This is a genomic window from Vibrio navarrensis (assembly GCF_000764325.1).
Lineage (GTDB): Bacteria > Pseudomonadota > Gammaproteobacteria > Enterobacterales > Vibrionaceae > Vibrio > Vibrio navarrensis.
The window spans coordinates 2746373-2760727 of sequence record NZ_JMCG01000001.1 but is presented as its reverse complement, the minus strand read 5'-3'; the positions used below and the strand labels follow the sequence as shown (position 1 = coordinate 2760727).

At 48.6% G+C, this 14355-nt stretch carries 13 protein-coding genes and 1 pseudogene; 6 read left to right on the top strand and 8 right to left on the bottom strand.

Annotation, left to right across the window (positions count from 1 at the left end):
- Window positions 1-54 precede the first annotated feature (54 nt).
- Together EA26_RS12200 and EA26_RS12195 are read left to right on the top strand one after the other, a co-directional pair.
- Window positions 55-1125, top strand: coding sequence for a threonine aldolase family protein (locus EA26_RS12200; RefSeq protein WP_039427810.1), 1071 nt, complete (start codon window positions 55-57; stop codon window positions 1123-1125).
- A gap of 104 nt (window positions 1126-1229) precedes the next feature.
- A pseudogene (locus EA26_RS12195) lies at window positions 1230-1484 on the top strand (LD-carboxypeptidase); the annotation flags it as partial.
- On the opposite strand, the gene EA26_RS12190 reads toward EA26_RS12195, so the two are convergent.
- The 4 genes from EA26_RS12190 to EA26_RS21985 all read right to left on the bottom strand — a co-directional run bounded on the left by EA26_RS12190 (window position 1481) and on the right by EA26_RS21985 (window position 5137).
- Window positions 1481-2569, bottom strand: a complete 1089-nt coding sequence (locus EA26_RS12190) for a PQQ-dependent sugar dehydrogenase (protein WP_039427806.1) — start codon at window positions 2567-2569, stop codon at window positions 1481-1483. The pseudogene EA26_RS12195 and the gene EA26_RS12190 overlap by 4 nt on opposite strands.
- Before the next feature lie 209 nt (window positions 2570-2778).
- On the bottom strand, window positions 2779-3921 hold the full coding sequence (yiaY, locus tag EA26_RS12185) for an L-threonine dehydrogenase (RefSeq protein WP_039427804.1): 1143 nt from the start codon (window positions 3919-3921) through the stop codon (window positions 2779-2781).
- A 329-nt stretch (window positions 3922-4250) separates the two neighbouring features.
- Window positions 4251-4901 (bottom strand): isoprenoid biosynthesis glyoxalase ElbB, encoded by a 651-nt coding sequence (elbB, locus tag EA26_RS12180; RefSeq protein WP_039427802.1) that lies wholly within the window; start codon window positions 4899-4901, stop codon window positions 4251-4253.
- A gap of 86 nt (window positions 4902-4987) precedes the next feature.
- Entirely contained in the window at window positions 4988-5137 is a 150-nt protein-coding gene (locus EA26_RS21985) for a hypothetical protein (protein WP_167772726.1), read from the bottom strand.
- Between the two features lie 136 nt (window positions 5138-5273).
- Here EA26_RS21985 and yddG point away from each other — a divergent pair, with 136 nt between their 5' ends.
- The gene (gene yddG / locus EA26_RS12175) at window positions 5274-6161 is read left to right on the top strand and encodes an aromatic amino acid DMT transporter YddG (RefSeq protein WP_039427799.1); all 888 of its coding nucleotides are present in this window, start codon (window positions 5274-5276) and stop codon (window positions 6159-6161) included.
- A gap of 33 nt (window positions 6162-6194) precedes the next feature.
- On the opposite strand, the gene EA26_RS12170 is transcribed toward yddG, so the two are convergent.
- Window positions 6195-7088, bottom strand: coding sequence for a cation diffusion facilitator family transporter (locus tag EA26_RS12170; protein WP_039427798.1), 894 nt, complete (start codon window positions 7086-7088; stop codon window positions 6195-6197).
- Between the two features lie 185 nt (window positions 7089-7273).
- Complete coding sequence (locus EA26_RS12165) at window positions 7274-8152, bottom strand: LysR family transcriptional regulator (protein WP_039427796.1); 879 nt, start codon at window positions 8150-8152, stop codon at window positions 7274-7276.
- A 154-nt stretch (window positions 8153-8306) separates the two neighbouring features.
- On the opposite strand from EA26_RS12165, the gene EA26_RS12160 reads away from it, so the two are divergent.
- A complete protein-coding gene (locus EA26_RS12160; RefSeq protein ID WP_039427794.1) occupies window positions 8307-8915 on the top strand; it encodes a class I SAM-dependent DNA methyltransferase in 609 nt (202 codons plus the stop codon).
- Between the two features lie 81 nt (window positions 8916-8996).
- Here the strand turns inward: EA26_RS12160 and EA26_RS12155 are convergent, their stop codons facing one another.
- The gene (locus EA26_RS12155; RefSeq protein ID WP_039427791.1) at window positions 8997-10979 is read right to left on the bottom strand and encodes an acetoacetate--CoA ligase; all 1983 of its coding nucleotides are present in this window, start codon (window positions 10977-10979) and stop codon (window positions 8997-8999) included.
- 227 nt (window positions 10980-11206) lie between these two features.
- On the opposite strand from EA26_RS12155, the gene phhA reads away from it, so the two are divergent.
- Entirely contained in the window at window positions 11207-11998 is a 792-nt protein-coding gene (phhA, locus tag EA26_RS12150; RefSeq protein ID WP_039427788.1) for a phenylalanine 4-monooxygenase, read from the top strand.
- Window positions 11991-12323 carry a 4a-hydroxytetrahydrobiopterin dehydratase gene (locus EA26_RS12145; protein ID WP_039427786.1) on the top strand — a complete coding sequence of 111 codons (333 nt, stop codon included), beginning with the start codon at window positions 11991-11993 and terminating at the stop codon, window positions 12321-12323. Before phhA ends, EA26_RS12145 begins: the two co-directional genes overlap by 8 nt.
- Before the next feature lie 201 nt (window positions 12324-12524).
- Here EA26_RS12145 and EA26_RS12140 read toward each other — a convergent pair whose 3' ends face one another.
- A complete protein-coding gene (locus EA26_RS12140) occupies window positions 12525-14294 on the bottom strand; it encodes a choice-of-anchor I family protein (protein ID WP_052079741.1) in 1770 nt (589 codons plus the stop codon).
- Window positions 14295-14355: the final 61 nt, after the last annotated feature.

Genomic DNA, 14355 nt, shown 5'->3' with positions numbered 1-14355 from the left:
CGCTTTGTGCGCAGATAAGTTGGTTCCGTCTCGAAAATCACAAGGAACACTTTGATGAAAAAGGATTTACGTGAACTTTGCCACACCATTTTATCTGGCAATCATGAAGCCACGCCGGCGGAGCAGTTTGCCGCTATGGCGCAATGGTGTGAAAAGCACAATGTAAAACACGATCACTATGGCGATGGTGAGCTGATTGAAGCATTTCAGCAGCAAGTTGCGGATTTACTGGGCTTTGAGGCTGGCTTATTTGTTATCAGCGGAACCATGACGCAAGCGACGGTGCTGGATCTGGTCTGTCAGCAAAAACGCAACAAAACCGTGGCGATGCATGAATCGAGTCATATTTACCGCTTTGAACGTCAGGGCTATCAGTTGCAAAACCGTTTTCACATCCTGCCGCTCGGCGATATGTTTCGTCCTTGGAAAGCGGCCGATCTGGATGCGTGGCCAGATGAGATTTCAGCGGCGCTATACGAGTTGCCAATGCGGGAGCTTGGTGGGCAGCTTTTAAGTTGGGATGAGCTAAATGAAGTCAAAGCCGAATGCGAACATCGCGATATTCACTTGCACATGGATGGTGCGCGCCTGTGGGAGTGCGCAGCGTATTATCAGAAGAGCTATCAGGAAATCGCCCAAGGGTTTAAAACGGCTTACGTTTCCCTTTACAAAGGGGTGAATGGTCTGGGTGGTTCTCTGCTGTTAGGTGATCGCCGTTTTATCGAACTGGCGTCGATGTGGATGAAACGTCAAGGTGGCAATGTTTACCATCGCACCCCTTATGTGGTGTCGGCTGCGATGCAGTTTGAGCAGCGTCTGGCTAATATGCCTGCCTTGTTTGCCCGTACAGAGCAAATTTATCAGCTAATCAACACCTACCCGCAATTAGCTGTCAACCCATCAAAGCCGCAAAGCAACATGCTGCATCTTATCTTGCCGTTTGGCTATGAGAAAGCGCTGGAACTGCGCGACAAGTTGGCAGAAGAACAAGGCATCTGGTTGGGGCATCCGCAAATTGCGCAGCATCCTAACCAGTCAGTTGTTGAGTGGTACGTTGGCGATCGCTTGCAAAGCGTTGCAGACGAACAGTTACGTGCAATATTTGATTGGCTACTCAGTCAGTAAAGAGAGGATTCGATGATCATTCCAGCTTCGCTCAAAGTGGGCGATACCATTGGCTTCTTTTCTCCGTCGTCTCCTGCGACGGTGTTTGCTCCTGAGCTTTTTGCTCGTTCGCTCACCTTAAGATCCTAGATGTATTTGATAAAGTGGCGGCTGTGGTCTTAGGCAAGCATGAGCTGTTTAATGATAAAGGCACCGGGCGAGCGTCGATTGATGTGCTAAAAGAGGTGCTCAATGGGCAGAAAGTCCCCATTCTGTATGACTTTGACAGCTGTCATACTCACCCTATGCTGACAGTGCCACTAGGCAGCACCATGACGATTGACTTCGATCAGCACAAGGTGAGTGTGTCGCTGGCTTAAGGCTCGATCCGATACACGTTGCCATTATCGGTGGTGAAATAGAGAAAGTCGTCCGGGCTCACGCTGATGGCTCGGATACGCTCGTTGAGATGGGTAAATAAACGGTCAGTTTCTGCAAGCTGACCGTTTTTTATGCTGACCACGTTAATGTGGGTCAGCTTTAACGCGCCGATAAGCAGTTTGCCATTTAAGCTTGGATAGCGTTCTCCTCGATAGAGCAGCAAACTGCTTGGGGCGATGGAAGGGACGTAAACCAGTTTAGGCGCTTCGATATTGGGTAAGGTTTCCGCTTCGCCGACACGCATCGGCCCCCAATACTCTTTACCGTGCGAGGTTTTTGCCCAGCCATAATTTTTCCCGGGTTGGATCAGATTGATTTCGTCACCGCCACGCGGCCCGTGCTCTACCGACCACAGTTGCGCTGCCTGTGAGTCAAAAAACAGACCTTGCGGATTACGATGGCCGTAACTCCAAATCTCATTTCTTACCGTATCATCCAGCAAGAAAGGGTTGTCGTTTGGTACACTGCCATCCAGATTGAGCCGCAGAATCGCTGCGGCGTGGTTGGCGGGGTTTTGCCCGTTATCTCTTTCTCCGCGATCGCCAATCGAAAAGTAAAGTCGATTTTGCTGATCAAAGGTGATGCGACTGCCAAAGTGCCTGCCCGTGGTAGAGGAGGCATCGGCGACAAACAGTTCTTGCCAGTCAGAGAGAGTTTTGTTGCTCAGCTTTGCGCTGGCCAGCACGACAGTGGTGCCGTTGTCGACCTCTTTGCTGAAAGTGAAGTAGAGCATTTGACGCGAGACAGGGGAGAGCGCGACGTCCATCAAACCGCCTTGCCCTGCATCATTGACGTTGGAAAGCGTATAGAGGGGCGTTTTCTTGCCCTTGGTCACATCCAGCAGCGATATGTGGCCATTTTTCTCGTTAATCACCGCATAAGCGCTGTCGACAAAAGTGATGCCCCAAGGAATGTGGTAGCCGCTGGCAATTTTTGTCGCTTTGAGATTAGCGGCATAAAGGGTGGGAGAGCAGACCCAAATGATTAAGCTGGCGAGCCAGCCGAGCGCATGACTTTTGTTCATCGACTTTCCTTGTTGTTGGCATAGGCATTTACGTCACGCCATCCGGCGTTATGAGGAAGTAATGAATCAAGTGTATGCCAGGAAGCGAAAATGTCATATGGGCGAAAGGTGAACAAATGTGTCGAAGTTACCGGACAGAACAAAAAGGCCGAAAGTGACACCTTCGGCCTTTGGCTTTGCTTATAACACGTTAATGATAGCCAGCGGGATTACATGGCGGCTTCGAAAATGGCCGAGATCTCTGCGTGCGTGGCTTGTTTCGGGTTGGTAAAGCCGCAAGCGTCTTTCAGTGCGTTATCCGCCAAAGTGGGAATGTCTTCCAGTTTCGCGCCCAGCTCACGAATACCCGCAGGAATGCCAACATCTTTGGCCAGAGCGACAATCGCCTCAATCGCTGCATTCGCGCCTTGCTCTGCGCTCATGCCTTCCACATTCACCCCCATCGCTTTTGCTACGTCACGAAGACGTTCTGGGCAAATCTGCGCGTTATAGCGCTGAACGTGCGGAAGTAAAATGGCATTACAAACGCCGTGTGGTAGGTCGTAGAAACCACCAAGCTGGTGCGCCATCGCATGTACATAGCCTAATGATGCGTTGTTAAATGCCATGCCCGCCATAAATTGTGCGTAGGCCATTTGTTCACGTGCTTCAATGTCGTCGCCATGAGCAACGGCTTTGCGCAGGTAGGCTTGGATCAGCTCGATCGCTTTGATAGCGACAGCGTCGGTGATTGGGGTGGCTGCGATCGAGACATAAGCTTCGATCGCGTGGGTTAGCGCGTCCATGCCTGTGGCCGCTGTCAGCGATGCGGGTTTCGCCAGCATCAACTCAGGATCGTTCACCGAAATCAGCGGCGTGGTGTGCTTATCGACAATCACCATCTGAATGTGACGCTCTTCATCAGTGATGATGCAAAAACGGGTCATCTCGGAGGCAGTACCTGCGGTGGTGTTGATCGCAATCAGAGGCAGCATCGGTTTAGCTGATTTATCAACTCCCTCGTAATCGCCAATTACGCCGCCGTTGGCTGCAACCAAAGCAATGCCTTTCGCGCAGTCGTGTGGTGAACCACCGCCTAAAGAGATGACGAAATCACATTGGTTCTCTTTAAGTAGCGCCAAGCCTTGGTTGACGTTGCTGATGGTTGGGTTTGGCTGAGTGCCATCAAAAACCACGGTTTCGACAGAACGCGCCGTTAGCAGATCTTGTACCTGCTTAACCACGCCAATTTGATTGAGAATTTTGTCAGTGACGATTAAACCCTTAGTGAAACCTTGCGCTTGAATGTTGTCAGCGGCGTCTTTTAAGCAGCCCGCGCCCATAAGGTTGATCGTAGGGATAAAAAAATGCACTCGTCATTGGAATTGCTCCGTAATTAGTTGTTATCGGTTTACGTCGCTACTCTGTCACAGACGAAGGTGGAAAAAACTTGATCTCAGACAAGTTGGGGGAGGGAATTCCCCCGTAATGATAGGGAAGTGTGAACGGGATCTTGTTGCACATAAAAAAGGTGACACTATTGATGTTTTGATTAGATTTTATCATGTTTGAAGGCAATCGTTTTCTCAATAGTAACTGATAAAATGTTTATAATTTATATAGTTGTGTAGTTCGGTTAAAAATACCTCCCAAAAATGAGAGGTATTTTATTGACTTCGGCTAATGATAAAACTGAGCGAATTTATGCGATTTCGACCAGTTGTTCCACCAGTTTTTCTATCCCACTGGCTGCTTCGGAAATCGAATTCGCCAGCATATAAGCGGGCGTTGATAGCACTTTATGTTTGGTATCAAAGTGCACTTGATTCACCGTGCAATTGATGTGTACGCCACCTAACTTGTTGAATGCGGCGGCAGTGGCTTCGTCGTTGCCTATCGTGCCTTCTACTCCATGCGGGTAGATCATAGGGATAATGACTGGTGCGATGCACAAGTAACCGGCGGGTTTACCTAGTTGCGCGAATGTGCGACAAGCATGGGCAACATCGGCATTGATGCTGCATTCAGCCCCCTTGACCGCAAAATCAGTGAGATTTTTCGCTGCACCAAAGCCGCCTGGCAGTAACAAAGCATCAAACTCCTCTACGTGCAGTTTTGCCACATCTTCAATCTGACCGCGCGCAATACGTGCCGCTTCGACCAACACATTGCGCGTCTCATCCATTTCTTCGCCTGTTTTATGGTTAAGTACGTGCAACTGTTCAATATTTGGGGCAAAGCAATGCCAGCTTGCTCCCGCCTTTTCTATCGCGTGTAACGCAAGAACCGCTTCATGCAACTCGCTGCCATCAAAAACGCCTGCGCCACTGAGAATCACCGCAACTTTTTTCATTTTCTCTGTCCTGTGGTTGATCGTTGTCTCCTTTACTCTAGCCAATTCTGTTGGCGATGAAGCAAAGTTTGGCGAATTTTGTGCACTTACTCCACGCCGGATTGAGGTGCTGGCTCCGCTTCTTGGTGCGAGACTGATGGGGATGTTTCTTCGCCTTCCTCCTCTTGTTCGTTCTCTGGGTAAACGCGCACCACAAAGGGTGTGAGCATGACACTGGATGGCATAAATCGCTTCATAACGTCTCCGACTGATCATTCCTTGCTGCTTTATAGCCACATAACATCAAGATGGTATTGAAGTAGGTCATTTTTGCAGTAAGCTGTCTGCTTTGCTGATTTATGCTGCGTTTAAGATCACACTGGAAAAAGAACGATGACCAATAAATACACCTTGTTTGGCTTGCTGGCGATTTTGTTTTGGAGCTGTTTGCTCGCCATGACACGTATGGTGGCGGAATCATTTGGTCCGGTCGGCGGCGCCGCATTGCTCTACACCGTGAGCTCAATGTTGTTAGTGTTGGTTTTAGGCGTGCCCAAACTGCGCAATTTTTCTTGGCGTTATTTGCTGATTGGCGGCGCACTGTTTGTCAGCTACGAAATTTTACTCGCCTTGTCATTGGGTTTTGCCGACAGCCGCATGCAATCGATCCAAGTTTCTATCGTCAACTATTTGTGGCCTGCGTTGACTGTGCTCTTTGCTGTCTGGGGGAGTGAGAAAAAGCCGAATTGGCTATTGTATCCTGCCGTTTCGCTTGCGTTTATGGGGGTGGCTTGGACTGTGGGCGGCGATCAGGGCTTATCACCAAGCATGATTGCGCAAAACGTCATGGCTAATCCTTTGGTGTTTGCCATGGCGTTTGTTGGCGCAATCATTTGGGCCGTTTATTGCAATATCACCCAGCGACAGCAATCCAAACACAGTGCGATTACGCTTTTTTTCATCGCCACTGCAGCGGCCTTGTGGGTGAAGTATTTTCTCACTGACGCCGAACCGTTGCATTTTACTTTAGGCAGCAGTGTCAATCTGCTACTGGCTGCGGGGCTGATGGCAGGAGGCTATGCGCTGTGGAATGTGGCTATCGTTGGCGGCAATATGGTGTTTTTGGCCACCATGTCGTATTTCACCCCCGTACTTTCTTCATTTCTTTCGTCGTTCATTCTTGGGGTCAGCCTACCTGGGGCATTTTGGCAGGGCGTATTTATGGTGACACTGGGTTCACTCGGCTGCTGGTGGGTAACGCGCAAGAAAAACGCCGCATGACGCGGCGTTTGGCAAATTTAATGAGCCGTGTTTTTAATGAGCAATGTTGAGATTGAGTTGCAACTTAAACGGATGTTTAGAAAGCTGGTCGCGCAGCTTGTTACGGGTATTTTCTAGCTCTGCCAAGGCTAACGTTTGATTTTTGACATGCAAGTCGACGTTGACGCGCAGCTCTTGGCCTACTTTTGTTACCCCTGCCAGCTTAAGATGCTGTGAAGTTTGCTGTTCAATAAATTCGATGTCGCTGCCCACGCGTTTGCACAGCTCTTCGTCTGGCGACATCATCAGCAGCTCTCGCAACGCATCTTTCAGCATACCAAGCGGCACTTTGATAAAGTAAAACGACATCGCCAACATCATCACTGGGTCAGCATAGGCAGCGAACTCTGCGTATGGGGTATACGTCACCGCCCAAGACATCACAAAACCAATCGAGACCACGGCACTGAGCAGCGCATCCATCTGCCATTGTTTTACTTCCGCTTCAATCAGACCGGACGAGAACTGACGGCTTTTTTTAACGATAAACCACCACACATACGCGCAGCCGATCACACAAGAGGTTTCGAAGAATATCGCCACCGACGCATCAACTTCACGGCCACCGTTAAATAAATCGGTCACTGCCGAGTAGAGTGAATAAGCCACCACAAGCAAAATCACGATTGCTTTAATCGCAATCACAATCGGCTCTAGCACCGCTTTACCAAACGGGAAAAGGTTTTTGGAAGGCTTGCTGATGTAGTAGGAAGCAGCCAGCGACAATAATGTTAACAGTAAGCTGACCAGCGAATAGATCCCATCGAACATGATGACCAAAGAACCTGCGAACAAGCCAAGTACCAGTCCGCTGATAGCAAACCCTGATGCAGCAAGGGCTGAGAAAGTCAGGATTCGATTTTCGTTCTTTGTTGTCCTGTCACACATAAAATAGTCCAAAGGCTAAACACTCTGACATTGTTTAGCGGGCTGGGCTTTTTTACAAATGAAAAGTGGATGAAAGAAATATGACCGAAAGAGATTCTTTAGATAATTTCTTATTTTACAATAGGTTGTGATTAAAAATTGCTGTCAGTAAATTTGACGCTCACTGAGGGGAAAGTCTGTGTTGGCTAGAAATCGAATAAATAATCGTTGATTCTGTCCGCCAGCCAGCTCATCGCCGGGTGCTCTGCCATACCACTTGGGGTGAACATACAATAGTCCTCTTGCGTCAAACCGTAGGTGTGTTTGATGACCGCTAATTTCTGCTCGCGCAGGTATTGGCGAATCAAGGGCTCGGGTAATACGCCCCATGCGTTTTCTTGCAAAATCATGTTCATCATGTAGTCAAAGCAGGAAAAACCGATGTGACGCAGCGAAAAAGGGCGTAGCTCGGGGTTATCTTTCTCGTTGAGATAGACCATCAAGGCTTGCATCTGAGAGCGCAAATCCTCGTCCGAAACTCGCCGCATACGAGTCAGTGGATGATCGGCGCGACACACCGACATCATGCGGATTTTGCCTAGTGGGTTGTAGGTGATTTTGGGGCTATCGATGCGTTCATAATCAACACCAAAAGCGAAATCAACCTGACGTGTTTCGACTAAATTTTCCAAGTCGCCACTGGAAGCAAGGACGATGTTGAACGAGGTGGATGGGTAGCGTTTACTCAGTTCATGTGAGTATTCTTGCCAAACTTCATCGGGTAGTGAATCGTCTCGTGCGATCCACATCTCGGCGTTAAAGACACCAGAGACTTGCTCGCAGGTTTGCTTAATTCGCTGCGACGTAACCAATAAATTCTCGCAGTCTTTAAAGATGGCTTTACCCGCTTCAGAAAGAGTGAGTTGATTGCCTGAACGGGTAAAAAGCTCAATATCTAACTCTTTTTCCAGCGATTTTATCGACATACTGAGCTTGGTGCGGTTGCAATCTAGATGGCGCGCCGCTTCAGAGACAGAGCCTAACTCTGCGACGCTACAAAACGCTTCAATTTGAGACAGATTCATGTGTTACCCATAACCATTTTTGAAGCTATAGCATAACTAACTTTTGCCCCGGTTGTTAAGTGGCTCTTTTGCACACAGATTGGCGTTAATAACTCTATGACGTGGCGAGAAATTTGAGTTAATCTATACGCAGTTCCCGTTACAAGAAGTAATTATGGAGGCCATGATGGCACACAATTGGGATGAGGTCGCTAAGGAGTGGGAGAGCAATCCTGCGACGGAAGAATTTGCCAAATCTGTGTTTAATCAGCTGTTAGATCGGGTTGATCTACAGGGCGCAAGAGTGTTGGACTTTGGTTGTGGTACTGGCTTATTGACGCAAAAAATGTCGCCATTGGTGAAAGACATTGTTGCGCTTGATGCAAGCGAAGAGATGATTGAAGAGCTCGATAAGAAGCAGTTGCCTAATGTTGAGCCTGTAGTCGACAGTTTAACGCGTGGATTGGTAGCGCAGCACCCTGCATTTCGTGGTCAATTTGATCTGGTGGTTGCCTCATCGGTTTGCGCGTTTGTCGATGATCTGGCTGGCGTTTTGGATATCGCTCACAGTTTGCTCAACCCAGGTGGCTGTTTTATTCATTGGGATTGGGCTGCGGATGCCGCGGAGCAAGGTTTAGAGGTTGATGGCCTCACGGAGGAGCGAGTCCGTCAAGCGCTCACCAATGCGGGTTTTGTCGATGTTGAAGTGGGCCCTGCATTTTCGTTAACGATGGACGGTAAAACCTATCCCGTTTTAGTGGGAATGGGTAAACGGCTTAACTAACCGTTAAGCGAAATCATTAAATACAGGTGAGGCGAGTACAATGCTCGCCTCACGTTTTCTCTGTTCCTTTCGTTATTTTGTCTAGCCGTCTGCGTCTACTGTGGCGAACTGAGCTATCTCATCCAGCACTTCTGGGTTGGCCACAGCACCGAGGTTTTTCACTTCTTGCCCGTTCACGACCTGTTTCACCGCCAGTTCAACCAGTTTGCCAGAACGGGTGCGAGGAATATCGCTGACCGGAAAAATTTGTTTCGGTACGTGACGTGGCGAACAGTGTGACTTGAGCGTGGCACGAATTTGCTGCGCAACACTCTCTGTAAACTCAAAACCCTGCGCCATTTTAACGAACAACCAAATCTCTTCATTGCGCTCATGGATTCGCCCGACCGCGATGGAGTCTTCGATGCCACTCAGTGCATTGACTTGCTGGTAGATCTCGGCAGTGCCGATACGCACCCCGCCGGGATTCAGAGTGGTATCACTGCGGCCATAGAACACCACGCCGCCCGTTTGCGTCATCATCACATCATCGCCATGGTGCCAAACGTTAGGGTATTTTTCCCAGTAGGCGTGATGATATCGCTCGCCATCATCGTGCCAAAAACCAATCGGATAGTTGGGCAGAGAGTTGCGGCAAACCAACTCGCCGCGCTCGCCAATCAGTGGCGTTTGCTTATCGTCAAACACGGCGACGGCAACGCCAAGGCCTGCGCTTTGAACTTCGCCCCGATAGACTGGAGAGATAGGATTTCCCAGCACAAAGCAGCCGCAAATGTCCGTTCCGCCAGAAATCGATGCCAAGTGCACATCCTGTTTAATGCTGCCGTAGATAAAATCGAACTGCTCTGGATAAAGTACCGAGCCAGTCGAGCAGAGAGTTTTTAGCGAAGTGAGCTGATGGAACAGGGCGGGCTCGTAAAAGGCTTGCTGCAATGCTTCTAAGTATTTAGCCGACGTGCCAAATAGCGTCACGTTGTGCTCATCGACCATGTCCCACAGTACCGAATGCGCCGGATACACTGGGCTACCATCAAAAATGACTAAGGTTGCACCGCTGGCGAGGGCCGAAACATGCCAGTTCCACATCATCCAGCCGCAAGTAGTGTAGTAAAACACCCGATCATCGGGTTGAATGTCACAATGCAGTTGATGTTCTTTGAGGTGGTTGAGAATGGTGCCACCAACTGAGTGAATAATACACTTGGGTTTACCCGTGGTGCCGGAAGAGTAGAGAATGAACAAAGGATCGTTAAAGCCAATGCGTTCAAACTCAATCCCTTTGGGCTCATAGTTGTCCATAATGGCTGCCCAAGTAGAGTAGTTACTGTTGTGGACCGCATCAGGTGCTTGTAGATACTCGATCTCACAGATGTTTACTAAGTCTACCAACTTGTCTTCAATTTCTCGGTTTTTTTCCGACATATCGAAGATTTTCCCGCCAAAGGAGTAGCCGTCACAACAGAACAGGACTTTGGGTTTAACTTGGCCAAATCGCTCAAGAACGCTGTCGATGCCGAAATCGGGTGAAGTCGATGTCCAAATCGCACCTAAGCTGGTCGTAGCCAGCATCGCGACCACGGTTTCTGGCAGATAAGGAAGGTAGCCTGCCACCACATCGCCACGGCCTACACCATTACGGCTAAGCCATTGCTGAATAACCGATACTTGATCGCACAATGCTTGCCAAGTGAGACTCTTTTCCTCGCCACGTTCGTTACGAAAAATAAGCGCAGGTTCGGCGGGTTTTTGGTAGGCAGAGGAGAGGAGGTTTTCCGCATAATTAAGTTCCGCTTGGGGAAACCAAAGATTATCTCGATTGGCCGTATACGCTTGCCACTTGGGCTTTCCTTCTCCGATGATGCAATTGCCTTGAAAACCGATCACATCGCAATAATCCCAGACTTCCATCCAAAACTTTTTGTTCTCGACGATAGACCACTGATAGAGCTCGGCAAAGCTGTCGATTGCTTCGCCTTGCATATTGATGTGTTCAATGAATTTCTTCAGATTACTGTTGGCCACTCGCTGTTTAGAAGGTGTCCAGATTGGGCTTGACGTTGTCATTGTTCTTCTCATTGTTAATCATTTATTAACATGACTAATTTTTAACCCAATAATGGGGAAAGTCAAACATTCAGACTCAATCCAGCTTATTGAATTGAAAGGGCTTGATCTATTTATGTAAAAAAAATGTTACACGGAAAATTAGCGGCAAAACCCGCACGAGGATTGGAAGCGTCGAGTTGAGAAGATAGGCTTTATGTAAAGGAAATGTTAATCGGAGATGCGTAATGGACGCCTATCACTCTAAAGCCGTTGATGAACAAGGGTATGTCGACTGGAACACAGAAGAAGACGCGATTTGGCGCGATCTATTTAGTCGGCAAATGGAAGTAATCCCTGGCAGGGCGTGCACGCCATATCTGGATGGATTGCGTTTGCTCAACCTCTCTTCGCAACGTGTTCCGCAATTGCCAGAGATTAACCAAGTGCTGCGCGACACCACGGGGTGGTGCGTTGAGCCCGTGCCTGCTTTGATAAACTTCGACCGTTTTTTTAATTTGCTCGCCAACAAAAAATTCCCGGTAGCGACCTTTTTGCGTCGTCGTGAAGAGTTTGATTATTTGCAGGAACCCGATTTCTTTCATGAAATCTTTGGTCATTGCGCCATGCTGACGAATGCCAACTTTGCTAAGTTTACCGAAACTTATGGAAAACTCGGTTTTGCCGCCACGCCCAAACAGCGTGCATTTCTAGCTCGTTTGTACTGGTTTACGATTGAGTTTGGCTTGGTTAAAGAACAGGGAGAGCTGAAAATCTACGGCGGCGGCATTCTCTCATCGCCCGGCGAGACGTTATATGCGTTAGATGATAGCCGGGCGCAGCGCCGACCTTTTGATATCCAAACGGTACTTCGCACTCCTTACCGTATTGATATTATGCAGCCCGCATACTACGTGCTGGATGACATTTCTTGTCTGTTTGACCTAAGTCGACTCGATTTACTCAGTGAAGCGGATCTCGCAATGGAAGCGGGTTTGCTCCCTCCACTTTTTCAACCAAAGGAAACTGAACATGCTTGATGAATTGAAATGCGAAGCTTGCCATATTGACGCTATGCCTTTAAGCGATATGGAACAACAAACCCTGATCACTGAGTTGGAAGGTTGGCAATTGTTGCATCGTGATGGTATTACGCAGCTTGAGAAGGTGTATAAGTTCAAGAACTTTATGCAGGCTTGGCAGTTTAGCAATCAAATTGCAGAGCTTGCGGAACAAGAGTTCCACCATCCATCGATTTTGTTGGAGTGGGGTAAAGTCACCGTGACGTGGTGGAGCCATTCGATCAAAGGGTTGCACAAAAACGACTTTATCTGCGCAGCGAAGTGCGATCAGATCATCAAATAATTCTCACGATTTAGGGCGACATCGCGATGTCGATCTTCGCCCGGCTTGGCAGAATAACCTTCTCCGCAAGAGTGAAAACTCATGCTTGTTCTGTCGAGCCTTCTTTTTCCCTGTTTCAATAGCGAATTTGAAAAATGCTGACTCTCGCGGTGAGAGCCAGCTTTGCTATAAAGAGCTAAAAAGATGTTTTCGATTCCACGTTTAAAAATCTAGGCGATACACAGAGGTGGTACCGCTGACTTCATTGCCAACTGCCAGAAGATGTTCTCCCTGACGTTGGAAGTAACGAATGGATTCTGGCCCCAAATCACCGGCCAAAGGGTTGTACTGGTCGTTGGTGCATTCACCGTCTTTGTTGGTTTGGCTACACACTGGTTGTGAGTAATCGCGATGGTTGATGTAAGTGATAAACATCGCATCACGTGGCTGGCTGACATCATAAACCATGATACCCCCTTGGCGCTCTAAACCGATGAACGCGTAGGTACGGCCATTGACTGTGGCTACTTCGACCGCCTCAGGCTCAATGCCTTTGTCATCACTGCGATCATCGGCACTACGATTGCTGTCGTTACTGCTGTTGAAGTTTTCCCCTTCCATCATCGAGGCGATTTGACCGAACTGGTCACCACTGTCAAAGACTAACTCGCCTTGTTCATCCCAAATGGAAAAGGAGCGTGCGCCATAAGTGAGTAGTGTATCGCTGGCGGTGACTTTTCCATCTGGTTTGATGAATTTCAAACGAGCCAATTGTTTGTTGCCTTTCAGTGCCGCCGCCAACGGGTGTTTTTCATCGACTTTCAGTTTCTTGCCACGCACTTCATCACTGTGGCTAACACAAAAGCCCAATTTGTTGCTGTAGCCATCTGTAGAGCGATAATCCTCTTCTTGCCAAGAGAAACCCAGCTCGTCACAACGGCTTTGTGTTGTCTCAATACCGTATTCGCGACCATCGCCTTCGTTAGCGGAAAGAATGTACGTTTTGCCTTCGGCTTGATAACTGGTGATGCTGTCTGGCATATACAAACCGCTTAACTGAGGATAAGCGCGGAAATTACCGATCTTTTTATCCTTATTTGACGCGTCTAGTTGCGCATTGGCCCAAGATTTCTCTCCCAAAGGGGCAATTTTCTCGATATGTGCAGAAGCGACGTCGATGATCGCGAGAGCGTTGTTCTCTTGCAGGGAGACGTACAGTTTGCCGTTATCGGCGAACGTTAAGTATTCCGGTTCTAAGTCTTGGGCAGGGGTCGCGTTGCGGCCAGAGATTCGCACACCTGCAAGCTCGTCACGTCGCAGATCATTAAATGCTTTGAAATCAATTTGCTGTACTTTAGCTTGCATTGGCCCGTTAGCAAGGTCGACCAAGGTGATGCTGCCCTCAGGGTCGACTTGGTAGTCACCACTAGGTTCGCCTTCGTTCGCACTGGCAATATAGCGGCCATCTTTGGAAAAGCTCACCATGTCGGGTAGCGCGCCAGCAGGATAAGTAGTGATGAGGGCCAAATCGGACGAGCGATACAGAGCAATAATACCGTTGGCCTGTTTGTTGGCATTTTCTACCGCCACCGCCACCAAACCGTTATGGGTAGCAACACTATTGGCTGCACCAACCTCAATGCCAGCGGATTTCCCTGCACTGCTTAACTCAATATGACCAACCAAGAAAGGCTGATTATCCTCATCAAGCGCTAATACATCGACTAAACCTGCTTTGGCGTTGACCACGTACAGCTTGTCGCTGCAACTATCGTAACTGACGATCTCTGCCGCGCTTGAAGCAAAAGGCGCATCGGCAATGTAACGCCCGAGGTAAGTTAAACCGCTTAATGGCATCTCAGTGCTCGGTATGCTGGTCGCGACTTGGCAAGCCGATGCCAATTCACTTGAGTCGGCCATTTTCTGCTGTTGAGCACAGCCAGAGAGCAGAGTCAGCGCCGTTAGAGCGGCCAAGGGCGAAACACGTGTCATAGAAAACTCCTTTTGATAAATGACTTGATTAAGCGCAAGAATCTATTTAGTTTCTGTGACA

Excerpts from the sequence above, each read along its gene's own strand:
- yddG (WP_039427799.1), top strand. The coding sequence starts at position 5,274 with ATGACCAATAAATACACCTTGTTTGGCTTGCTGGCGATTTTGTTTTGG.
- elbB (WP_039427802.1), bottom strand. The coding sequence starts at position 4,901 with ATGAAAAAAGTTGCGGTGATTCTCAGTGGCGCAGGCGTTTTTGATGGC.
- EA26_RS12140 (WP_052079741.1), bottom strand. The coding sequence starts at position 14,294 with ATGACACGTGTTTCGCCCTTGGCCGCTCTAACGGCGCTGACTCTGCTC.
- EA26_RS12190 (WP_039427806.1), bottom strand. The coding sequence starts at position 2,569 with ATGAACAAAAGTCATGCGCTCGGCTGGCTCGCCAGCTTAATCATTTGG.
- phhA (WP_039427788.1), top strand. The coding sequence starts at position 11,207 with ATGGACGCCTATCACTCTAAAGCCGTTGATGAACAAGGGTATGTCGAC.
- EA26_RS12200 (WP_039427810.1), top strand. The coding sequence starts at position 55 with ATGAAAAAGGATTTACGTGAACTTTGCCACACCATTTTATCTGGCAAT.
- EA26_RS12160 (WP_039427794.1), top strand. The coding sequence starts at position 8,307 with ATGGAGGCCATGATGGCACACAATTGGGATGAGGTCGCTAAGGAGTGG.
- EA26_RS12155 (WP_039427791.1), bottom strand. The coding sequence starts at position 10,979 with ATGACAACGTCAAGCCCAATCTGGACACCTTCTAAACAGCGAGTGGCC.
- EA26_RS12145 (WP_039427786.1), top strand. The coding sequence starts at position 11,991 with ATGCTTGATGAATTGAAATGCGAAGCTTGCCATATTGACGCTATGCCT.
- EA26_RS12170 (WP_039427798.1), bottom strand. The coding sequence starts at position 7,088 with ATGTGTGACAGGACAACAAAGAACGAAAATCGAATCCTGACTTTCTCA.
- EA26_RS21985 (WP_167772726.1), bottom strand. The coding sequence starts at position 5,137 with ATGAAGCGATTTATGCCATCCAGTGTCATGCTCACACCCTTTGTGGTG.
- EA26_RS12165 (WP_039427796.1), bottom strand. The coding sequence starts at position 8,152 with ATGAATCTGTCTCAAATTGAAGCGTTTTGTAGCGTCGCAGAGTTAGGC.